We start from the raw sequence: 20,784 nt of genomic DNA, 5'->3' as shown, positions 1-20,784 counted from the left end.
TTTATCTCAAATAGTGGTGCGGTGGACAGTATTTTTACCTGACAGCCATCTGTCTAATTTTAGCCTGACAAAATCATTAATGAATTTCAAAAGATTCAATCATTTTTTCTGCGGTGGGCAAGAAGCGATCGTAATCATCTAGTGCTGCTGAATAAGTAATGATATATGCTTGATTCCCCTTTAAAGTCCAAATTTGTAAATTTTTTAGATTCTTGTTTCCATTTTTGCCCATAAAGATAAGTTGATTAGCTCTTTTTTTTGCTAGAGTTCTTTCACTTGTATTTACAATAGTTGCATCAGATAAAGTAGCTTTGATTTCATTAATAAATAAATCTTGCGATTCTTGCAATGTACCAGAAAAATTTTCAATAGTTATAGTGAAAAATTCTTGAAAATTATCTTTTTCAGTTTCTTTAGGTGATAAGAATGTTACTAACCCTTTAGTTATTAAATTTGGCGTTTCTTGAATTTTCCAAGTTTCTGGATATTGGATTTTTATACCATAGCTAGAATCTTGATATATCAAAAAATTTTGGTTAGGAGTTTGTAATTGCAATAACCATAGACTTATAGTAGCGACTACTGCCGTTATTCCTGCACTAAGGAAAAATTTCTGCGGCCGTGCTACTTGTAAGGTTTTCTCAATTTTAGTATCTGGTATTTTTTCTAGCATTTCTAAAGCTTGCAATGCGGATGTTGCTGTGGGATAACGCTGGCGAAAGTCATACAGCACCATCGCGTCTATAATTTCTGCTAGCTGCTGACTCACTTGTATTTGATTGCGCCAATCAATTTCTCCTGTATGCGGGTTTCTTGGTAGTCCTTGAGTGCCAAAGTCAGCAGGATTAATTCCTGTCAAAGCTTGGATAGCAATAATTCCCACTGCATAGATATCACTGCTCAACTCTGGAGTGCCATTAGCTTGTTCGCTTGGCATATAACCAGAAGTACCAGTGGCAACTGTAAAACTTGTTTCCCCTTGAGCATTAGTCATTTGAGTACTAATTTGTTTAACAGCCCCAAAATCAATTAGCACAATCTTGTTATCTAACTGTCTGCGCTTAATATTAGCAGGTTTAAGATTCCGATGAATCACATTATGTTGATGGACAAATGCTAAAACTTCCAAAATTTCTTTTAAAAGTTTAATAGTTTCGTATTCACTCAATCGCTCACCTAGAGGTGGTATTTCTTCAGTAATGTCATGACCTGAAATAAATTCTTGAACTAAATAAAATTCTTCATTTTCTTCAAAGTGATCCAATAATTGAGGAATTTGGTCATGCTTTCCTAACGTTTCCAGAATTAATGCTTCCCTGTCAAACAAACGTTTGTCTTCCCCTAAAGTATATGTATCAGTAGAGAATGGTTTAAAATGCTTAACAACGCACTGCGGATTTCCTGTCCTTTGTATGTCTTGAGCTAAAAAAGTCGTACCAAACCCCCCTTGTCCCAGTTGGGTGAGAATTTGGTAGCGTCCACCGATGGTTTGGCCCTGCATTAAATTCCCCCTTGCTGCTGGAATTACTCATTCACTTATTTTGTTAATCTTGATTTTTGCACATAATTGAGTGGGACATTGGGCATTGGGCATAGGGCATAGGGCATAGGGCATTGGACAGGGGAAAAGGTTAAAGGTTAAAGGGAAAAGGAATAAATTTAATCTTTACCCTTTTGCCTTACCCCTTTCCCTTTCCCCTTGTCCTCTTCCCATACCCTATGCCCTATGCCCCATTCCCATTTTTTAAACACTAAATTAAACGAAGATTAGCGTATGAGTTTGAGTCTGTGCATGATTGTGAAAAACGAAGCAGCAACACTGCCCAAATGTCTCAGCAGTGTCAACAAAGTGGTAGATGAAATGGTAGTGTTGGATACAGGCTCAATCGATCGCACTCCTTATGTTGCCCAAGAGTTCGGGGCGAAAGTCCATCATTTTAAATGGTGTGATGATTTCAGTGCCGCCCGCAATGCAGCTTTAAAATATGTGACTGGTGATTGGGTTTTGGTGTTAGATGCTGATGAAACTCTCACGCCAGGAATTGTACCGCTATTGCAAGACGCCATTGCTAGGGACGAATACCTGTTACTCAACCTTGTCCGTCAGGAGATTGGTGCAGAACAATCTCCTTATTCTCTGGTTTCAAGATTATTCCGCAATCATCCAGATATTCACTTTGACCGTCCTTACCATGCCTTAGTTGATGATAGCGTGTCGGCAATTTTAACCAAAGAACCACACTGGCAGGTGGGTTATTTACCAGGAGTAGCAATTCTCCACACAGGATATCAAAAAAGTGCGATCGCTCAAAATAATAAATATGCCAAAGCCGCAGCAGCAATGGAAGGATTTTTCGCCACTCATCCTGACGATCCCTATGTTTGCAGTAAATTAGGGGCGTTGTATGTGGAAACAGGGAAAATTACCCAAGGAATGGAGTTACTCAGACGAGGATTACAGCGCATAAATGAAAGTCACGCAGCTGGCGAAGAAAACTACGATATTTTGTACGAACTTCACTATCATTTAGGCATTGCCTACAGTCGCCTAAAAAATTTCCCACAGGCTATTTCTCATTATCAAACAGCAATTAAATTGCCAATTTATCCTATGCTCAAACTAGGAGGGTACAACAACCTGGGAAACTTACTCAAAGCCGCAGGAGATTTCAACGGTGCGAAAACTGCTTACATAGCAGCTTTGAACATCGATCCGAATTTTGTTGCCGGACATTATAATCTGGCGATGACATTTAAAGCTTTGGGTTTATTTACAGATGCCATCGCTTGTTATAAAAATGCGATCGCCTTAAATCCCAACTACGCCGAGGCCTATCAAAATTTAGGTGTAGTACTGCTAAAAGTCGGCAATCATCAAGAAAGTGTAGCAGCATTCAAAAAAGCGATCGCCCTTCATGAAAAGCATAACCCCCAAGAAGCCAAAAGACTAAGCCAGGGGTTGCAAGAGATGGGAGTTATGTAAATGGGGCATGGGGCATTGAGAGGTGTGGGAGGTGTGGGAAGTGTGGGAGGATGGGGAAGAAATCTTGCCCCCCACACTCCCCACACTCCTCCATCTCGTCATTTTTCCCCACACTTTTCTATCTCCGCATCTCCCTTGTCTCCCTTGTCTCCCTCATCTCCCCAGTCAACACTCAACATTTGATACTTTCAATGCCCCATACTCAATATTTTTTCTCTCTTTAGAAATTTGCCATTTGGAAATTGATGTTATAGATTAGTGCTGAAGTTTTAATTAAACATCTAATTAGCAATGAAAACCACACAAATCAGTTCAACGATACAAGAAACCAAACCCACCAAGACTAAAAAACAGTCTTTTCCTGGGATGAATATTGGCACTCCAAAAGTACCATTTCGTAAGTCGAAGAAAATAGTACAGCAGCATGAATTACTGAGTGATTGGGAACACGCGAGTTAATTTATTACTTTCAATTTATTGTTACAAAGTAGCTAGTAATTGCTCTAAGTATTCCATGTCTGACAATCATTCTTAAAATTGGTATTGCGAGCAAAATTCGCCATCAAAAATACCCGTTTTAAGTAGCGATCGAGTACAAACGCCGACAAAAAAGCCTGAGTTCCTTACTAAGGTGGAGTATTACAATATTTCGCTATAGTTATATAGTTAACAGGCAAGGCTTTAAAAGGAGTTAAAGAGATGGAAACTAAGCCAACTGACCCATCACTGGCACTCACAGAAATTCCCTCTGGGTATCTCAACATCATGGGTTATGTCGATTCCTCAGAAGTCAATGGCCCTGGTTGTCGTGCAGTTATTTGGGTGCAAGGTTGTCCGCGTGAATGTCCTGGCTGCTTTAATCCTGACTCCTGGTCTTTTGAGGCTAACCAAATTGTTGCCGTTGATACTATTGCAGAGAACATCCTCAGTAATCCTAGCAACACTGGTGTAACGTTCTCTGGTGGAGAACCGTTTTGGCAAGCACCTACGCTAGCATCTTTAGCTCGTAAGGTAAAAGCTGCTGGGTTGAATGTAATGTCTTTTACTGGGTTCACCCTCAAGCAGCTACAGTCTGAATCTGCACCGCCAGGTTCCCAAGAATTGTTAGAACAACTTGATATTTTAATTGACGGGCCTTTCGTGCAATCTTTGGCAATTAATTCTCCTAATTCTCCAGTTTCTTCTAGTAACCAGAGAATTCATATATTTAACCCTGCTTTATCTGACAAGATTACCTGGGCTAGCGACCAAATCGAAGTTCACATTCTCAAGGATGGTAGCCGCATTGTTACCGGCTATCGAGGTGGACTGGAATTGATTTAATTGTGTATGGGGCATTGGTTATCAATGAAGGCAGGAGTTAGGGGGCAGGAGGCAGGAGGAAAACTGACCCCTAACTTCTGAGTTGAAAGTAGGGAGTGGGGAAAAGACTACTTTCATGATTGGCGGTGAAACTTGCTTCATCTGGACTGCCTCCTGCCTCCTTCAATTGTCATTTTCCCCGTGTCCCCGCGTTGTCTTCAATGATGACAGTGACATTTTCATCCAAGCGATCGCCTGTATTGTTGATATAATTCAAAGCACCGCGATCGCCAAGTATATAAGCAAGCAAGAAAAGCGCACTCCAACGAGCGATGGTTTCAATTGATTTCTCCTGTGTCAAAGTTGGGATATTTGGGTCTGGTCTAGCGGCAGGAGGATTGTTAATATTTGTGATGCCATAATGATTAGCACCCTCTATGTTAATTAATGCTTTTGGAGATTCTTGAATTAAGTCATAACTTGTTTGTGTTGTTTGTGGAGTTACTGATGAGCCATCTTGACTTCCTAAGATTAAAGCTATTGGAATCCCTTGATTTCTAATTGGTATAAATTTTCCGATACCTACAAATGTATTAGTAGCAAAGAAAGCTGCTCCTTTTAATTGTTGAGGGCGTTGAAATTCACCTTCACAAACTGGGTAAATACAAGAATTATCAATCGCAGTCAAACCAACTGCGCCACCGAAAGAGTGTCCTAGTAATACTAGTTTATCCAAATCAAGAGTACCAGCAATTGGTGAATTGGGATTCGAGTTTTCTACCACCATAAAGTCTAGAACATGAGAAATTTGTGATGTTTCTGGTAGCAACCCAGTGAATCCAAAATCTGATAAAGAACGAATATGTTCGGGAACAATTACTGTAAATCCGTAACTCGCTACGATATTAGCAAATTGAGAATATTGTGATATATCAACACGCGACCCAGGTAAGAATAAAGCAATGGGAGTTTTGATTTGATTAATATTTGAACTTGGAATGAGCGGATAGTAAATATCTGCCGAATCTCCATTAGTGGGAATAGTCGTTTTATAGCTGTTGACTAATCCAAATAGAGGGTTAGGGCTAAAAGTAGCTGCATCTGTGGTTATTCCACCATCCGAAACCATTCATTTGCCTCCAATTATGACTAGTCAATAGGATTTAAGCAGTAAATTTTGAAGGTAGTCAAGTAGCTAGCGATCGCCCTTTATATTTCTAGGCATTATAAAATAGTATTTACTAAGTACAGCTATACTTAAAGGATCGTTTGAGCCATGAGAGAACGAGGTTTTCAACAAATATTCATTAAACAGTCGAACTCAAAACCATACTGAACTTTTCTTCATAAAACTTAAGAATTTGAGAATATCGAATTTTGAAAGTTTACCTTCCGACTGGAAGTAGCAGGTTCAAAAACCAAGCTTATCTTGTGTATTAATATCAAAATAAATCAATGGATAAAAATTCTCAATATCTAGCTGGTAAACAAATAGCTACAGAGCAACTAAATGAATGGATTGAGTATTTTCATACTAATGGCTTTTTAGTAATTCACAATGTGTTGACACCAGAGCAATGCGAACTTCTGAGAAACGATTTAGATGAAACTCTCAAGAAGACCGAAGGTAAAGGTTACCACAAATCTAAGAAAATAATGAAGCGAATGTTCGAGCATTCACAGGAGAACTTAAATCTTTTTGCTTTAGAGCCAATTGTGACTTTTGCAGAACATTTAATTGGTGGCGCAAATGGAACAGGTTATTCAATAGATGATGGTATTCCTAATGCTAATATAATTCATGTTATCCATAACAACTCATTTAAGATTCCTCCAGAAACTGACGGATTAGCTAAAAATGCATGGCATCAAGACGACACACCTCATGTAATTTCGCTGGATGGAAAACCCTTGACTAACATTCGCTTGAATGTTCTTGCATTCACAGTAAATTACTACCTAACGGATGTATTATCAGAAGAAAATGGCCCGACTCAAGTGATTCCAGGATCTCATCTGTTTGGTAAGTTATGCGACGGTGATATTTCAGGATATGAAGACCGAATTTACAGTTGTTTGGGAGCAATGGGTTCTGCCGTTTGTTTTAACAATCAGGTCTGGCATAGAGGCTCTAGAAACTCTTCCTCTATCACTCGTTACATTACGCAGATTACTTACGCCAAGAGACTGGTTGGACACAAATACGCACCCTTTATGAATTATCAAATGCCCAGCCACTGCTACGAACAAGCAGACCCAAGATTAAAGCAACTGTTAGGATTTCTTCCCAGTGGTGCCTATGGTTAAAAGGGATTAGGGCATTGGGCATTGGGCATTGAACATGGGCAAAGGGAAAGGGGTATGGTTCGACAAGCTCACCAACCGGGGAAAAGGGGAAAGATTAAATTTATTTCCTTTTCGCTTTAACCTTTTCCCCTCTGCCTCCCCACCTCTCCATGCTCCCCCTGCCTCCCCTACTCCCCACTCCCTACTCCCTACTCCCTCTGAATTAATGAAAAGACTATTTCAGACAATTTTCAGTGAATACCGCGTAGTTTGGGCTGTTTTGCTCTTTGGTGTGGGGCTGGTGGTAACGCTAGCGCTGTCGCTTTCCCAAGGAGCGGTAACTTTGAGTATGTCTGAGTTTTGGCAAGCCCTTCTTCGGGAAGGCGATCCGATTAAACAGACAATTCTCTGGGATTTGCGTCTTCCGCGCATTTGTGCGGCTCTCATCGTGGGTGCTGCTTTGGGTATGTCGGGAGCTTTGTTGCAAGGAATGTTACGTAATAGTCTTGCCGATCCTTTTATTCTCGGCATTTCTGCGGGTGCAGGATTAATTGTAATCTTGATGCTCGCCTGGCAAATATTACCAATCGCCATTCCTCTAGCTGCTTGGATAGGTGCAATTTTGACTTCAGCGATCGTAATTTTACTAGGTCGTGCGGGGTCGGGAATTTCAGTTGAGCGGCTAATTTTAGGCGGGGTGGCGGTGAGTTCTTTATTTGGTGCCGTGCAAAGCACCTTGCTGCTTTTAGCTGAAGACGGTCAAATTCAAATCGCGCTGAGTTGGTTAGTAGGTAGCCTGAATGGAAGGGGTTGGCAAGAAATTTCTATTCCTAGTGGTTACATCATCGTTGCATTAGTAGCGGGGTGCTTGCTGGCGCGATCGGTGAACGTGTTAGCTTTGGGCGATGATTTGGCTGTGGGGTTGGGAATTTCATTAACGCGATCGCGCCTTTTAATTGGTGGTGTCGCCACACTATTAGCCGCAGGTGCAGTCAGTATCGGCGGCTTAATTGGATTTGTTGGTCTTGTTGTTCCTCATGCTGTCCGGCTGCTGGTTGGTACAGATCACCGCTTCGTTTTGCCACTTTCCGCCCTTGCAGGTGCATGGTTACTGACCTTTGCAGATTTACTCTCTAGATTAGGAGCAGTAGAACTACCAGTAGGTTCTGTTACCGCCTTGCTGGGTTCACCCCTATTTATCTGGTTACTTTATCGTCGTTCTGCTGGGTTGAATAAATTGTGATACAAATGGTGAATCAATTTTGGATTTTAGATTTTAGATTGACCATTTCTTTGTGAAGCTGCGCCAAATTTTTTTACTTCTTCTTCGTTTCTTTCTTTGCGTTCTACCCTGCGGGAAGCCGCTCCGCGTCTATGTGTCCTTTGCGGTAGCCTGCGGCAAGCCGCTCCGCGTCTACGTTCCTTATATCTCTTATATCTGGCGCATCTTGATACAGAATTGGTATAAAACCTTTTAAAACTTTGGATACAAGAATCTTCGATCCAAAATCCAAAATCTAAAATCTAAAATTTGCTGAATTTAGACAAACCAGCAACGAATTAACTCCACCTGGAAGCGATAGCCGTCCTCAACTTCCTCAATTAACTCACGTTGCAACAGCAATTTAAGTGTAATCTCAACATCAGGAAACTGTTGTAATAGAGTTTCGCGGTTGACTATAGCCCCTTCCCCTTGAGCAGCGATAAAACGTAGAATAGCTTGTCCAGTGGTGTTTACTTGGTTGTTTTGAATGTCAGCGAAGAAAAAGCTCCCACTTTGCAAAGCTTCTGGTATTGCTGCTCCCACGTCCGCTAAGGTTGCTAATCGCCGGATAGACGGGTCTTGCTCGTTTTTGAGAACAATAATTTCCGCGCAGAGTAGTTGTACTAAGAATGGGTGACAACGGGTAAGTTGCAATACTCGCTCAACGGCGTTGGGTTCATAGCGCAGAGTAAAATCTTTAACGGGACGTTCAATTAATTGTCGTGCTTCCGCTTCTTTGAGGTAGGAGATATGCACAACTTGGACATTAATCAGATAACTAGCCCAACGCTGATATTCTTCGATAGTATGAGAGCCAGCCAGTAACACCTTGAAGCGGGGACGATGTTGGATGAGGTGACGCAGCATTCCCAAAACATCCTGTTCGTCAAAGCGACCTTTTGCTATGGCGTTGTCTAGCACCTCGAATTCATCTAGTGCTAGTAAAGCAGTATTTTGTCCTAGAGCCTGTTCTACTTTATCTAGCCATTCATAGAAATAAGTGAAGGGGTCAGACTTTAGCACTTCACGTGCTAGGGATGGTAAAGTTACACCTTGCTTTTTCGCTGACTTCTGGATATCTCTAGCCAGGTTATAAACAAAACCTGCATGGTCACTGGCTGATGAAGGTGCGCCTTGCAAGTCCACAAACAACGGGATGATGGAATTGGGTAGTAATTTTCCGATGTTGTTGAGGAGAGAAGTTTTACCCATGCGTCGCTGACCATAGAGTAGCAGAGGTGGGCGACGGTGGTCTAAAAGTAGTTGCTCAATGCGTAAGCCGATGTCATCACGCCCCGTGAAAATTTCTTGCTCCCGTGTGAGGGGTACGCCAATGATGTAAGGCGAGTCAATCTCTTGGCGCAGTTCAGTAATTTTAGCCAGTTCATCTATATAGTTGGTGATTATCTCACGCCAACTTTTGATAATAGGACGGAAACGGACTGTGTATTTGTCGCTGCTACGAGTAAAATTCTGCAATTGTAGATTTAATTTATCTGCAATATCTCTGAGGAGTAAGCGCTGGTTATAAGCACTTGCTTGATTGATTGCAGCATCAACATCCTCACTGATACGGCTAAAGATTTGTAATAGAGGGCTAATTTCACTCCTTAGTTCGTCAATTACCAGACTGCGATGAGCTTTACGGATAGCTTCTACATCAGCACAGCCTTGTAAACTCCGTGCATCCAGTTCAATTTGTGCAGCTTGAGCCGCCCAGCGCTGGGGGCTGGTACTGAGATATTCTAAAGCAGCTTTGCCTTCAACTGGGTTATTTTCGATTACCAAGAGCAGATGCTTATCCAAGCTGGGCAGATATAAATGCTGCCACTCATCCCAGAAGGCAGAGTGATAACGCAATAAACAAAAGCTCCTACCATTACACCTTTTGTCTAATTTATAGAGGAGATAATTCCAGATAAAGAGAAATGGAAAGAATAGAATAGGTCGCCAGGAGTTAATAGTTACTCCCACGCCTCCTGCTACGCATAACGCCACTGTTAACCTCACGTCGAACGCCACTTTGAACGCCATGCAGAAGGCCATACAGAACGTCATGCCGAACGCCACGCCGAATGCCACGCTGAATGCCATGTCGAACGCCACTTTGAATGCCACTTTGAACGCCACGCAGAACGCCATACAGAACGCCACGCCGAACGCTACTTTGAATGGCACTCGGAACTCCACTATTGACCCCACGCCGTACGGCACGTTGAACACCACGCCGTACGGCAAGTTGAACGCCACGCCGTACGGCACGTCGTACGCCACGCAGGGCGAAGCTACGCTTAACCCCATGCAGAACGCTACGCTTAATCCCACGCAGAACGCTACGCTTAACCCCATGCCGAATACCACGTCGAATGCCACGCCGAACACCACGCCGAACACCACGGGAAAAGCTATATTTGCGATTTTTTCACTCGACATCCACAGCACCAAGCCCAGCAGTAAGTTAGCCAGAATAGGCAAGATGAAGTATCCCTGGATGAGCAGCCGCCACAGAGCAAGGTTTCGCCATCGCCCTTGTCTCAACAAGATAATCAGTGAGGAGTTGGTGTCTAAAATAGGGTCAATGTGCTTGAGATGGTTACGCCACGCTGAAGGGCGAAAGAAAAACCAGAAAAGCAGTTGCAGGCTACCGAGGATTAAGTTGGGGTGCTGCTGGGGTGTATTAGTGTAGGCGTTGGAGGGTAGTTGTGGTGAAATCAACGTTTCTGCACTCCTATTTAATACTCATAAGTTATTGCGATCGCTTTGCTTTAGTTCGTTATGCTTGCTTGGAACATACTCTGTCATTGCGAATGCAGCGCTAGCGGAATGAATCAATCGCAAAGGCTAGGATTAGTAGGCTTTTCTTTGGTGCGATTGCAATCAAATCGCAAAGGCTGGGATTGCTTGTCTGTGACACGCTGCGCGAACGTCGTTCCTCGTCGCAATGACAATTTAAATTTATCATTGCAAGACTTCCCAATCTTCCAGAGGCACAGCAGGTTCAAAAGGATCGTCATAACGATACGGTTGTTTGCCACGCAAAGGATACAAATTCCGTTCTTGGGGATGAGTGTGACTTTCTAAAATGATAATTTCAACGGCTTCCCCAGCCTGAAATGGTAAGTCTTTGATGATCAAAGTTCCGTCTTCAGTTAATGTTGTTTCTATTCGGTGTGCTTTCATAGTTACTCCGCTAGTTCTGAATTTAATAAATGAGTAAATGATTTGATTTGTTGTAATCCTTCCTCACGCCAATTATCATTATTCTCCCCTTCTTCTAAGTTAAATAATTTTTCTCTACACAAAATTTGTAACAACAGTGGCCAGCAGCAACTTTGTGTCAAAATCCACTCTACATCTTCATCAGTGAAGGGAATGGGCGAACTTGCTATTAATTCTCGTGCTTCTGTCTGAGTCAATGCTCCTACATATGCGGTGTAGCCGAAAATATTGAAAAAGGGTGAACTGTGTCCTGTGTTATGTGCTAGTTGTATTGGTGAATCAGGGGTAGCTAAGATAAATGCCAGATTTCCGCCTGTGTGATTAGTCGCCAAAGATCGCAAACTCTCCCAAAAACTATCATCTAATTCTGGACAACGTTGCAAGCCAACGCCAATTTCATCCAATAAAATTACTGTGGGAGAATGCAAATTATCGCTGACTACATCCATAAAACGATCTAAATCGCAAGGTGTTGGCACTTGCAGGTTCAGTGATTCTAGGATGCACTTGAGTAAACCTTCTCGCCTTTGCATTCGTGCGTCTTGTAAGTCTACAAATACCCATTGATAATTTTCTGGATGCGGTAGCCAGTCAGATTTTTGCTCAGGGCGCAACTGTTCTGCTGGGGTAGTGGTGATATTTTTTAGGTAGTGCAGCAGGGATGTTTTACCGCTGCGCTTTTTACCTATAATTACAGCGTTTTGCAGGGGATGGCGTTTGAGTAAGTTGAAGAGGCGTTTTAATTCTTTTTCGCGTCCAAAAAAGTAGCGCGGTTGGGTGATGGGTGCGCCTGTGATGAAGGGTGATGGTTCGCCGTTGGTTGGCTGAGGTTCTTTGTAAGCAATTTCTTGCCACTCAAAACCCAACTTCTTGCTCAGTTCTACAAAATTTAGATAGTCAACAGGTTTGCCAGTGAGAAAATTTTTCACTGTGGAAAGGGAAAAACCAACATCAGTAGCCAAGGACTGTTGGCTGGGATAGCCATGACGCTGGGGTGCTGACTTGACTTTTTCAATATACTCTGGGGCTACTCGCAGCGATCGCGCCATCATTCCTTATGGAGAATCTGCTGTGAGTATATCAGGTTTTTATACTAGCTAAATAGTCTCAGTAGTTAGCGATCGCCTCCAGCATTCGACAAAATAAAGTCATCTTTAACTTAACCGATAATCAACTAACAACTCGTCTAATCGGTGATTATTTCTCAACTCAGTTCTCAATCAGCACCAAGTTGTAATGAGAATGTAACGAGTTCAAGATTTTAAACATGAAACGAGAATTAAGAGTTTTACAAATTACCTTATCACTTTGTGGTGTGATGATGTTTGCCACGATAACTTATGCTGCTATTCAAATGGTAAATGGTCAATACCGAGTGGAAATAGCCCTCAATAATAATGGACTCATTATTAAGTCAGATATTGACAAAAGGCAATGCGATGGAGTGGAAAATATTGCCCAAAAGCAGGAAAGTAGAAGTTTCGTTCAGAAGACGATTAATTAGTAAAGGGGTGCGTTAGCTTAAGGCGTAACGCACCCTACCAAAACTAACTTCTAACTCTTGTGGAGACGCAATTAATCGCGTCTCTACAATATTTTTTTACAGCGCACAGCTCAATTCGCCGGCTTTTTGGGTAAAGCGCCGATTTTCCCGATAGTCTACGGGACAATCTATAACTGCGGGTACATCTTGAGCGAGGGCTTCTTTGAGTGTGGGAATTAAATCTAAAGTAGATTCAACTCGGTAACCTTTTAAGCCCATGCTTTCGGCTAATTTGACAAAATCAGGATTGCCAAAATGCACAAAAGATGAGTTACCTTTGCCAAATTGATTTTCTTGTTTCCACTCAATTAATCCATAGCCACCGTCATTAAAAATGATGGTGACAAAGGGCGTACCGACACGCAAAGCTGTTTCTAATTCTTGGCAATTCATCATGAAACCGCCATCGCCGGTGACAGCAACAATTTTGCGGTTGGGATGAACGAGTTTTGCTGCTAAAGCACCAGGAATCGCAATACCCATAGCCGCAAAGCCATTGGAAATAATACAAGTATTGGGGCTATGACAGTGATAATGACGCGCCATCCACATTTTATGTGCGCCAACATCAGAGATGACGATATCATCTGGCCCCATCACTTGCCGTAAGTCATAAATTAACTTTTGCGGTTTAATGGGAAATCCATCATCAGAGGCATACTGTTCGTAATCAGCGCGAATATTTGCTCGTAAACTAATGGCAAAGGGATCGGGTTTTCCTTGTCGGTCTGCTAATTTTAAGATTTCATAGAGGGAATCTGAAATGTCTCCCACGACTTCGGCATCAGGAATATAACTACTATCAATTTCTGCTGGATTTAACCCTATATGCACAACTGGAATTTTGCCGTCACGATTCCATTTTTTGGGAGAAAATTCTATCAAATCGTAGCCGATCGCAATTACTAAATCTGTATTATCAAATCCGCAGGTAATAAAGTCTCTTTGCTGCAATCCCACTGACCACAAGGCTAATTGATGCGTGTAGGGAATCACTCCTTTACCCATGAAGGTATTAGCAACAGGTATATTCAGCAATGTGGCAAATTGCGTGACTGCATCGCTAGCTTGAGCGCGAATTGCCCCATTTCCTACTAAAATTAATGGGTTAACTGCTTGGCAAATTGCGGCGGCTGCTGCCCGAATGCTAGCAAAAGATGCATAGGTTTTTTCGATATTATCCTTACGCAAAGGTTTGCCTTCTACAGGCATGGCAGCAATATTTTCTGGTAAATCGATGTGAACTGCACCAGGTTTTTCAGATTGCGATCGCTTGAATGCTTTTCGCACTACTTCTGGTGTAATACTCGGTCTAACAATTTGCTTATTCCATTTAGTAACAGGTGCAAACATCGCCACCAAATCTAAATATTGATGGGATTCAATGTGCATTCTATCTGTTCCTACTTGACCGGTAATCGCCACTAAAGGCGCACCATCGAGGTTTGCATCTGCTACCCCAGTCATCAAGTTTGTGGCCCCAGGGCCGAGAGTCGAAAGACACACGCCGGCTTTTCCGGTTAGCCGTCCGTAGACATCCGCCATGAACGCTGCACCTTGTTCGTGACGAGTCGTAATAAATTTAATCGAAGAATGTTTTAGTGCCTCTAAAACATGGAGGTTTTCTTCACCTGGAAGTCCAAAAATATATTGTACTCCTTCATTTTCTAAGCATTGCACCAAGAGTTCTGCTGTATTCATTATTATTTCCTGACTAGCGACAATAAATATTGGGGAGTGGGGAGTGGTGAATGGAGAGTGGGGAGCGTTCAAAGAAAATTTCTATTTCCTACTCCCTATTCCCTACTCCCTATTCCTTACTCCCCTATCACTTCACCCACACGGTTTTAACATTGACAAACTCATGTATACCCTGGATACTCAATTCTCTGCCATATCCAGAACGCTTAATACCACCAAAGGGCAATCGGGGATCTGATTTGACCATACCGTTGATAAATACGGCACCAGCTTGGATTTCTTCAACCAAGCGATCGCGTTCTCCATCGTCGGTTGTCCAAGCACTTGCACCTAAGCCAAAGGGGGTGTCATTAGCGAGTTTAATGGCAGCATCGATATCTGGAACCCGGAATAATAAAGCAACCGGGCCAAAGAATTCTTCTTTTGCAATTGGTGTGTCGGGGGGGATATCTATGATAATGGTTGGCGGATAAAAGTTCCCTGGACGATCTGATAATGGATGCCCACCGATGAGGACTTTACCACCACTTTTTGTAGCAGTTTGTACTTGTTGGTCTAAATCCTGGAGAATTCCAGGAGTTGCCAACGGCCCGATATCGGTGCCTGGTTGCATGGGATCGCCCACTTTCAGCGCCTCGAATTTATCTAACAACAGTTTTTCAAATTTGTCAGCGATCGCTTGTGCGACTATAAAACGTTTTGCTGCAATACATGATTGCCCGTTATTCAACATCCGCGCTGTAGTAGCTGTGACAACTGCTGCTTCTAAATCAGCACTTGGTAACACAATAAACGGGTCGCTTCCTCCTAATTCCAAAACGGTTTTTTTAATTTCTTTACCGGCGGCGGCGGCTAGGGATGCGCCTGCTGGTTCGCTTCCTGTCAAGGTGGCAGCTTTTATCCTTTCGTCTGCCATTAAGCCGGCGACTTTGGCAGCGCCAATCAATAAAGTTTGAAATACGCCTTCTGGAAAACCCGCGCGGCGAATAATTTCTTCAATTGCCAAGGCGCACTGCGGCACATTAGAAGCGTGTTTGAGTAAGCCGACATTTCCCGCCATGAGTGCCGGTGCAGCAAAGCGGAAAACTTGCCAGAAGGGGAAATTCCACGGCATGACTGCGAGAATTGCACCTAAAGGTTGGTAGCGAACAAAACTATGGCTGGCATCTGTTTTTACAGAAACATCTGCCAAAAAACCAGGGGCGTGTTCGGCGTAATAGCGACAAACCGCGGCGCATTTTTCGACTTCAGCGATCGCAGCTTTGAAAGGCTTACCCATTTCTAGAGTCATCAATTTAGCAAATTCTGCTTTGTCTTGCTCTAAAATCTCGGCAGCTTTTTGTAACCAGTGCGATCGCTTTTGAAAACTAGTCTGACGATAGCCTTCAAAAGCCCGATTTGCCAAATCGAGTTTAGCGTCAATTTCTGCATCATTGAGTGGCTCAAAAGTTTTAAGCGTTTCCCCAGTGGCGGGATTAATCGTGGCGATCGCCATTACCTGACCTCCCGTTAAAACATAGCTTGAGTGTTGGCTTCCTAGTGTTACACAGATCTATTCTGGAAGCCACACCAAAATTCTAGTCTTTTAGTTAAGAACTGGTTGTTAGATATTACAGTTTCGCAATTAAAATTGAAGTAATATATACAATTAAATATGTATTTATACTTAAAAGCTAGTCTTTTGTCAGTGGTTAGTTGCTATTAACTACCTACTAATGGTAATAACTAGCTGCTTAGTATTACAAGTAGGTAACTATTTTTAAAATAAAATATACCAATTAAGAAGAAGTCAGAATTCAGAATGGGCTATGCCCGACTGCGCTAACAGAATTCGAGGAACTCAGCCATGACTCAAGCCTTACGCAAACTAGTTAAATTCGATGAATTCGTTGCTAAATATCCAGATAACACAGGAAAACGTTACGAACTATATGATGGAGTAGTAGTCGAAATGCCGCAACCAACAGGCGACCATGAAGAGGTAATTGGATTTGTAGCCACAAAAATCACTTTAGAATATAGTCGCTTGAACCTTCGTTATTTCATCCCAAAAACAGTATTAGTTAAACCACTGGAAAACGAATCAGCTTATTCGCCAGATGTGCTAGTCCTAAATCTCCCTAATTTAGTTAACGAACCTCTGTGGAAAAAACAATCAACTGTTACTCAAGCAGCATCTATTTCTTTAGTAATTGAAGTAGTCACCACTAATTGGCGTGATGATTATCTAAAAAAATACGCTGACTATGAGGAAATGGGAATTCCTGAATATTGGATTATTGATTATGCAGCTTTGGGCGGTAGGGAATTTATTGGTAACCCTAAACAACCTACTATTTCGGTTTGCTGTTTAGAAGAAGGCGAGTATCGAGTTAGTAAATTTCGAGGCAATGACCGCATCCAATCACTAATTTTTCCAGAGTTGAATTTAACCGCAGAGCAAATTTTTCGCGCTGGCACCGGCATTTAATTTTAGATTTTGGATTGATTGCCTAGATTTTTCTTGCTTGCGGATTGTAGTGGCGTGTCAATTTTCAAGATACTCAATCACTGCCTTCAAATCTGCTATTGCCCTATTAAATTTATTGAGCATTGCTTGGGCTACTTCTGGTTCGGCGTTGACATTTGGTAGTTTTTCCGTCACCACACTTTTGAGTGCTTCTAGCCACAGTGACAAATTTGTATGTCGAACTGCTGTCAACAATCCCATATTTGTGAGAACAGATAAATGAAATCCAAGTTGGTCTTGTCCGCCATAACCTAGATATCCGTTGCTTAGTTCTAGTTTTTCTGGAGTAAATTCAAAATACTGGTCAGAGCTAATACCAGATCTTTCTAGTTTAGGTTGTGGTAATGGAGGTTGGGATTGAGTCACGTCGCTTTGCTCCGAATTCAAAATTCAAAACTTGTACTGAGCTTGTCGAAGTATTCAAAATTCAAAAATAAACTCACGGCTAAAACTGTGGTATAGCTAACTACTAATAATTGTTGATACTGGCTGCAATTTTGTCTGATAAACTTTCACTAATCGATCGATACCTTTAAAGCGATAATCTCCCATTTCTTGGAAATCTGAAGGTTGTGAAAGCATTGCATGAGTAGCCTCACTAATGACGCATTCACTCGGAGGACAAACTCCTTCCATGCGGGCTGCAAGATTAATTGTTGCGCCTAAGGCTGTATAGTCCACCCTCTGGGAACTACCAACATCTCCGACGACGGCTTTACCACTATTAATTGCAATCCGTAATTGTAGGGGTTCTTGCCAAAAATTATTGGCATTGAGATGTTCGAGACGAGTTAGCATTCCTTTGGCAGCAGCTACGGCGCGATCGGCGTGGTCTAGCTGCGGTTCTGGAGCGCCAAAAAATGCCATGATACAATCGCCAATATATTTATCTAAAGTACCACCGTAAGTAAATACTTCTTTGAGCATTTCTTCAAATAAATTATTTAATAATTGCGCGATCGCAGTTGGTGTTAATCTCTCAGAAATTGCTGTAAAACCAACTAAATCCGCAAATAAAATACTAATTTCGCTCTCTGATGGCGCTAAACGTCCATCTGGCGACGCGCCTACAGAAATCAGCTGCTGTACCACTGCTGGAGAATGATACCGTTCTAGTCGATGACGAATTACTTCTTCAGTTTTGAGTTTTTCTGCCAGTAGCCAACGCTGGACGCTAGAAGCCACAAGATTTGCTAAAGCTGAAAAAAAGCTCAGTTCTTCCTCGCCTTCATTTGCCCAATGGTAAGAAGAAAGATTGGCGTCGGCATAAAGAACGCCCACAACTTTATTTTCATCCCATAAAGGCACTGCCATTGCACTGCGAATGCCTTTGACTAAAATACTCTGTTCGCTGGCAAACCGTTCGTCCTGATGAGTGTCACCGGTTTGAATGACGACTTTTTCTTCAAATACCTTTTGGCAGATGCTACGACTAATCCAACTACCATCGGCAGGCAGATGTTTTTGTTGGGAAACATTTCTAGTGGCAGCATTCACTAATTCTAAGTGCCCGCAACCATTAACATCAATTAATAATGCCAAGCGATCGATACTATCAAGATACCGAAATACAACTTGTTGCACTTGGGAAAAAATTTCTTCTATGGACGCCGCCGCACAGAGATTTTTGGCAATATCAACTAAGTCTTTGAGACGGGCAATGGTTTTATCTTTATTGCTGATGTTACCATCTTTACTATCAGCTGCAATCCATTGCTGTTGTAGTTGTTCGACGTTGTGAAGGATTGTTCTTTGCTCATTAGTTTCCGAAGTTGGGGCATACTCTGGCGTGAATGTCGATTCTGAAACCGGATTTGTGAGCAGCACTACCAAGCTAACATTACCCAGCCAAACGACATCGCCGTGATGTAACTGTTGGGGACAGTTTAGAAGATATTTATTTACTTGCGTGCCGTTTTTGCTGCCCAGATCTTCAATAGTCCACATACCTTCAGCCGTTTTTAAAATACGCGCATGGTTGCGGGATACTCCAGCAAAAGGTAGGTACAAGTTACATTCTGGCAAACGACCAATTGTAAATACATCTTGGTCAACTGCGATGGTTGTCTCGGTATCTCCCTCTTGTAGGCGTAAGGTGAGTTCAGTCATGAGTGTGATAGATCCATTGAAGCTACAGGTGCAGGCAACTCTTGGGTAAGTTATACCCTACAGGTTAACTCTTCACCTTTTCTTTATGACACTGTTAATTGCATTCCGGCAACTGCGTGTATCTGATATTACAATAAATTCAATGTGGGGAGCCTAGCTGTAAATTAGTGTCAACTTCAACTATAACCCTGTTAAAGTCTCGCTAAATCCCGTTTTTAGCTGTTGGTAAACCGGCGATCGCTACCTCGTCCATATCAAGAATTTTGAATTTCGTTAAAACTATTAATCATACCTTGATTAATTCTTCATAAACCAGAATAAAAGTTAGTGCATATACTATTCTTATTTAATTACAAAGAAATGGGGATTTCAAAGCTTATTAGCAGCAAATCTCTATTTAGACTATACTGGGTAATTTTTAAAACAAGCTCTCAGGGCATTGCCTTGAAAACTTGGAATATCGGTAACATTAATAGGACTTACGCACTGTACAAATTAATCATGGTGTGCGTTTCTATGCATAGGCCGTTTCAGGCTTTTATTAATCATTCTTTGATGGTAAATAGACCCTGGGTGTAGGGGCACAGCACTGCTGTGCCCCTACGACAGATGTGGTTTTTAAATCATCCATATTTGGTATTTTCTGTGAAAGCGTAAGTCCTAATTAAGTGCGAAAAGTAAGAAAAGTAGGATCTTTTGTCAAATAAATTTACTATGCTGTTAATAAACTGTATCTTGATATAAGAATCCAGTTTAATTTTTGAAAAAAATTAAATATTTGTAGGGTGCGTTACGGTAAAAATTAACGTACAAAATCATCTAAGAATGGTGCGTTATTTTGTCGCTAACGCAACGCCAGTAATCTCTGAAAAGCCTTACTTTGGGCGTCTATGCTCAAGCGGAGAAACTCTCCTATGCTACTTGGGCTAGCTGGCTACATAGCTTTTCAAAAATCAAATACTAGTCGTGTATATAAGATGGTTAGCAAATTCATAAATAAACAAAGTTCTTCGTTAGAGGACGTTTTAAAAGCGTTGTCTGAGGTATATAAAATTTGAGATACACCTTACTTTAGGTTAAGTTACCAACAATAACTCATTGAAAATTCATTTTTAAATATTTTATAAAGTAAAAATAATGTGGTTAAGTACGAGAGTAATTAAGTTTTTTAATGAATACGAATATAGAGAGTATATAAACAATCTTGGTTTGCCTGTTAGTTATGAAATTCGGAGTATTGATTCTTGGTGCAATCCACACTTTAGTTATTCGCACAACTTTCGTCTAGATTCATTAGAAGAACTTTGGAACTTACTCGATTGGCTTCCAATTCCGGTATCTAGCCAGCAATATTATCTATTGTTTGCAGATGCTACCAAACACCAAATTCCAGAAAATCATCCGAGATTAAAGTTACTGGGATACGATTTATTGGATATTGAGGGCAAATCATCTTTGTGGAACTATCGACCTTGGACAGGAGTGTTAAAGCCCTTAATTGAAAAGGTAAATCGATATGGATTATTAAGTTGGTCAGATGCTGTAGCTGCTCAAGCTCTTCTCCCCGAAGCTTGGCGAAATCATCCTCGTTCTGTTGTCAAGATTTGCGCTTTGTTTGAAGTCTTACCTTTAACGGACTTCCAAAAATTGAAGAATAATCCAGAAGTTCAAGTTCAAATTCAGAGGAAGACCAAAAGACGCCCCACCAAGGCACACAATCAATTAGTGGTAGGTTTGAATCCCCAACTAAGAGATTGACCGTTAAAAATAGGGAGTAGGGAAAAGGAATTTTCGTGTTGCTCAATAGACCTCTTGCATAAATATTTTTTTCTCTCACGCAGAGGCGCAGCGAAAAGTCGGAGCGCCGG

At 41.7% G+C, this 20,784-nt stretch carries 18 protein-coding genes; 9 read left to right on the top strand and 9 right to left on the bottom strand.

What is annotated here, in order from left to right; genetic code table 11:
* Nucleotides 1-76: 76 nt before the first annotated feature.
* Nucleotides 77-1,501, bottom strand: a complete 1,425-nt coding sequence (locus NSTC745_RS19680) for a protein kinase domain-containing protein (protein ID WP_445632437.1) — start codon at nt 1,499-1,501, stop codon at nt 77-79.
* Between the two features lie 273 nt (nt 1,502-1,774).
* On the opposite strand from NSTC745_RS19680, the gene NSTC745_RS19675 reads away from it, so the two are divergent.
* The 4 genes from NSTC745_RS19675 (at nt 1,775) to NSTC745_RS19660 (ending at nt 4,306) form a co-directional block, all read left to right on the top strand.
* Complete coding sequence (locus NSTC745_RS19675; protein ID WP_445632436.1) at nt 1,775-2,983, top strand: tetratricopeptide repeat protein; 1,209 nt, start codon at nt 1,775-1,777, stop codon at nt 2,981-2,983.
* Nucleotides 2,984-3,166 (top strand): hypothetical protein, encoded by a 183-nt coding sequence (locus NSTC745_RS19670; RefSeq protein WP_445632435.1) that lies wholly within the window; start codon nt 2,984-2,986, stop codon nt 3,164-3,166.
* Between the two features lie 108 nt (nt 3,167-3,274).
* Nucleotides 3,275-3,442 (top strand): hypothetical protein, encoded by a 168-nt coding sequence (locus tag NSTC745_RS19665; RefSeq protein WP_445632434.1) that lies wholly within the window; start codon nt 3,275-3,277, stop codon nt 3,440-3,442.
* Nucleotides 3,443-3,682: 240 nt separating this feature from the next.
* The gene (locus NSTC745_RS19660) at nt 3,683-4,306 is read left to right on the top strand and encodes a 4Fe-4S single cluster domain-containing protein (RefSeq protein ID WP_445632433.1); all 624 of its coding nucleotides are present in this window, start codon (nt 3,683-3,685) and stop codon (nt 4,304-4,306) included.
* Nucleotides 4,307-4,475: 169 nt separating this feature from the next.
* On the opposite strand, the gene NSTC745_RS19655 is transcribed toward NSTC745_RS19660, so the two are convergent.
* Nucleotides 4,476-5,414 carry an alpha/beta hydrolase family protein gene (locus NSTC745_RS19655; protein WP_445632432.1) on the bottom strand — a complete coding sequence of 313 codons (939 nt, stop codon included), beginning with the start codon at nt 5,412-5,414 and terminating at the stop codon, nt 4,476-4,478.
* 326 nt (nt 5,415-5,740) lie between these two features.
* Here NSTC745_RS19655 and NSTC745_RS19650 point away from each other — a divergent pair, with 326 nt between their 5' ends.
* Both NSTC745_RS19650 and NSTC745_RS19645 read left to right on the top strand, forming a co-directional pair.
* The gene (locus NSTC745_RS19650; RefSeq protein ID WP_445632431.1) at nt 5,741-6,592 is read left to right on the top strand and encodes a phytanoyl-CoA dioxygenase family protein; all 852 of its coding nucleotides are present in this window, start codon (nt 5,741-5,743) and stop codon (nt 6,590-6,592) included.
* Nucleotides 6,593-6,797: 205 nt separating this feature from the next.
* Complete coding sequence (locus tag NSTC745_RS19645) at nt 6,798-7,814, top strand: FecCD family ABC transporter permease (protein ID WP_445632430.1); 1,017 nt, start codon at nt 6,798-6,800, stop codon at nt 7,812-7,814.
* Between the two features lie 297 nt (nt 7,815-8,111).
* On the opposite strand, the gene NSTC745_RS19640 is transcribed toward NSTC745_RS19645, so the two are convergent.
* From NSTC745_RS19640 to NSTC745_RS19630, 3 genes are all read right to left on the bottom strand, one after another.
* Nucleotides 8,112-10,550, bottom strand: a complete 2,439-nt coding sequence (locus NSTC745_RS19640) for an AAA family ATPase (protein ID WP_445632429.1) — start codon at nt 10,548-10,550, stop codon at nt 8,112-8,114.
* Nucleotides 10,551-10,793: 243 nt separating this feature from the next.
* On the bottom strand, nt 10,794-11,015 hold the full coding sequence (locus NSTC745_RS19635; protein WP_445632428.1) for a hypothetical protein: 222 nt from the start codon (nt 11,013-11,015) through the stop codon (nt 10,794-10,796).
* 2 nt (nt 11,016-11,017) lie between these two features.
* The gene (locus NSTC745_RS19630) at nt 11,018-12,106 is read right to left on the bottom strand and encodes an ATP-binding protein (RefSeq protein WP_445632427.1); all 1,089 of its coding nucleotides are present in this window, start codon (nt 12,104-12,106) and stop codon (nt 11,018-11,020) included.
* Between the two features lie 215 nt (nt 12,107-12,321).
* Between NSTC745_RS19630 and NSTC745_RS19625 the strand changes: the two genes are divergently transcribed.
* Nucleotides 12,322-12,558 (top strand): hypothetical protein, encoded by a 237-nt coding sequence (locus tag NSTC745_RS19625; protein WP_445632426.1) that lies wholly within the window; start codon nt 12,322-12,324, stop codon nt 12,556-12,558.
* A 96-nt stretch (nt 12,559-12,654) separates the two neighbouring features.
* Here NSTC745_RS19625 and NSTC745_RS19620 read toward each other — a convergent pair whose 3' ends face one another.
* Nucleotides 12,655-14,298, bottom strand: a complete 1,644-nt coding sequence (locus tag NSTC745_RS19620; RefSeq protein ID WP_445632425.1) for an acetolactate synthase large subunit — start codon at nt 14,296-14,298, stop codon at nt 12,655-12,657.
* Nucleotides 14,299-14,425: 127 nt separating this feature from the next.
* Nucleotides 14,426-15,793: an NAD-dependent succinate-semialdehyde dehydrogenase gene (locus tag NSTC745_RS19615; RefSeq protein WP_445632424.1), complete on the bottom strand. Its 1,368-nt coding sequence runs from the start codon at nt 15,791-15,793 to the stop codon at nt 14,426-14,428.
* A 351-nt stretch (nt 15,794-16,144) separates the two neighbouring features.
* Between NSTC745_RS19615 and NSTC745_RS19610 the strand changes: the two genes are divergently transcribed.
* A complete protein-coding gene (locus tag NSTC745_RS19610) occupies nt 16,145-16,768 on the top strand; it encodes a Uma2 family endonuclease (protein WP_445632423.1) in 624 nt (207 codons plus the stop codon).
* A 57-nt stretch (nt 16,769-16,825) separates the two neighbouring features.
* On the opposite strand, the gene NSTC745_RS19605 is transcribed toward NSTC745_RS19610, so the two are convergent.
* Together NSTC745_RS19605 and NSTC745_RS19600 are read right to left on the bottom strand one after the other, a co-directional pair.
* Nucleotides 16,826-17,173 (bottom strand): hypothetical protein, encoded by a 348-nt coding sequence (locus NSTC745_RS19605; protein ID WP_445632422.1) that lies wholly within the window; start codon nt 17,171-17,173, stop codon nt 16,826-16,828.
* A gap of 96 nt (nt 17,174-17,269) precedes the next feature.
* Nucleotides 17,270-18,916 carry an adenylate/guanylate cyclase domain-containing protein gene (locus tag NSTC745_RS19600; RefSeq protein ID WP_445632421.1) on the bottom strand — a complete coding sequence of 549 codons (1,647 nt, stop codon included), beginning with the start codon at nt 18,914-18,916 and terminating at the stop codon, nt 17,270-17,272.
* 1,137 nt (nt 18,917-20,053) lie between these two features.
* On the opposite strand from NSTC745_RS19600, the gene NSTC745_RS19595 reads away from it, so the two are divergent.
* Entirely contained in the window at nt 20,054-20,674 is a 621-nt protein-coding gene (locus NSTC745_RS19595; protein ID WP_445632420.1) for a hypothetical protein, read from the top strand.
* The last annotated feature ends 110 nt before the right edge of the window (nt 20,675-20,784 follow it).

The sequence above is a fragment of the Nostoc sp. DSM 114161 genome (assembly GCF_052692665.1).
The sequence above is the reverse complement of the archived record's forward strand: the minus strand, read 5'-3'. Positions and strand labels throughout refer to the sequence as shown.

Excerpts from the sequence above, each read along its gene's own strand:
- NSTC745_RS19680 (WP_445632437.1), bottom strand. The coding sequence starts at position 1,501 with ATGCAGGGCCAAACCATCGGTGGACGCTACCAAATTCTCACCCAACTG.
- NSTC745_RS19675 (WP_445632436.1), top strand. The coding sequence starts at position 1,775 with ATGAGTTTGAGTCTGTGCATGATTGTGAAAAACGAAGCAGCAACACTG.
- NSTC745_RS19670 (WP_445632435.1), top strand. The coding sequence starts at position 2,984 with ATGGGGCATGGGGCATTGAGAGGTGTGGGAGGTGTGGGAAGTGTGGGA.
- NSTC745_RS19665 (WP_445632434.1), top strand. The coding sequence starts at position 3,275 with ATGAAAACCACACAAATCAGTTCAACGATACAAGAAACCAAACCCACC.
- NSTC745_RS19660 (WP_445632433.1), top strand. The coding sequence starts at position 3,683 with ATGGAAACTAAGCCAACTGACCCATCACTGGCACTCACAGAAATTCCC.
- NSTC745_RS19655 (WP_445632432.1), bottom strand. The coding sequence starts at position 5,414 with ATGGTTTCGGATGGTGGAATAACCACAGATGCAGCTACTTTTAGCCCT.
- NSTC745_RS19650 (WP_445632431.1), top strand. The coding sequence starts at position 5,741 with ATGGATAAAAATTCTCAATATCTAGCTGGTAAACAAATAGCTACAGAG.
- NSTC745_RS19645 (WP_445632430.1), top strand. The coding sequence starts at position 6,798 with ATGAAAAGACTATTTCAGACAATTTTCAGTGAATACCGCGTAGTTTGG.
- NSTC745_RS19635 (WP_445632428.1), bottom strand. The coding sequence starts at position 11,015 with ATGAAAGCACACCGAATAGAAACAACATTAACTGAAGACGGAACTTTG.
- NSTC745_RS19630 (WP_445632427.1), bottom strand. The coding sequence starts at position 12,106 with ATGATGGCGCGATCGCTGCGAGTAGCCCCAGAGTATATTGAAAAAGTC.
- NSTC745_RS19625 (WP_445632426.1), top strand. The coding sequence starts at position 12,322 with ATGAAACGAGAATTAAGAGTTTTACAAATTACCTTATCACTTTGTGGT.
- NSTC745_RS19620 (WP_445632425.1), bottom strand. The coding sequence starts at position 14,298 with ATGAATACAGCAGAACTCTTGGTGCAATGCTTAGAAAATGAAGGAGTA.
- NSTC745_RS19615 (WP_445632424.1), bottom strand. The coding sequence starts at position 15,793 with ATGGCGATCGCCACGATTAATCCCGCCACTGGGGAAACGCTTAAAACT.
- NSTC745_RS19610 (WP_445632423.1), top strand. The coding sequence starts at position 16,145 with ATGACTCAAGCCTTACGCAAACTAGTTAAATTCGATGAATTCGTTGCT.
- NSTC745_RS19600 (WP_445632421.1), bottom strand. The coding sequence starts at position 18,916 with ATGACTGAACTCACCTTACGCCTACAAGAGGGAGATACCGAGACAACC.
- NSTC745_RS19595 (WP_445632420.1), top strand. The coding sequence starts at position 20,054 with ATGTGGTTAAGTACGAGAGTAATTAAGTTTTTTAATGAATACGAATAT.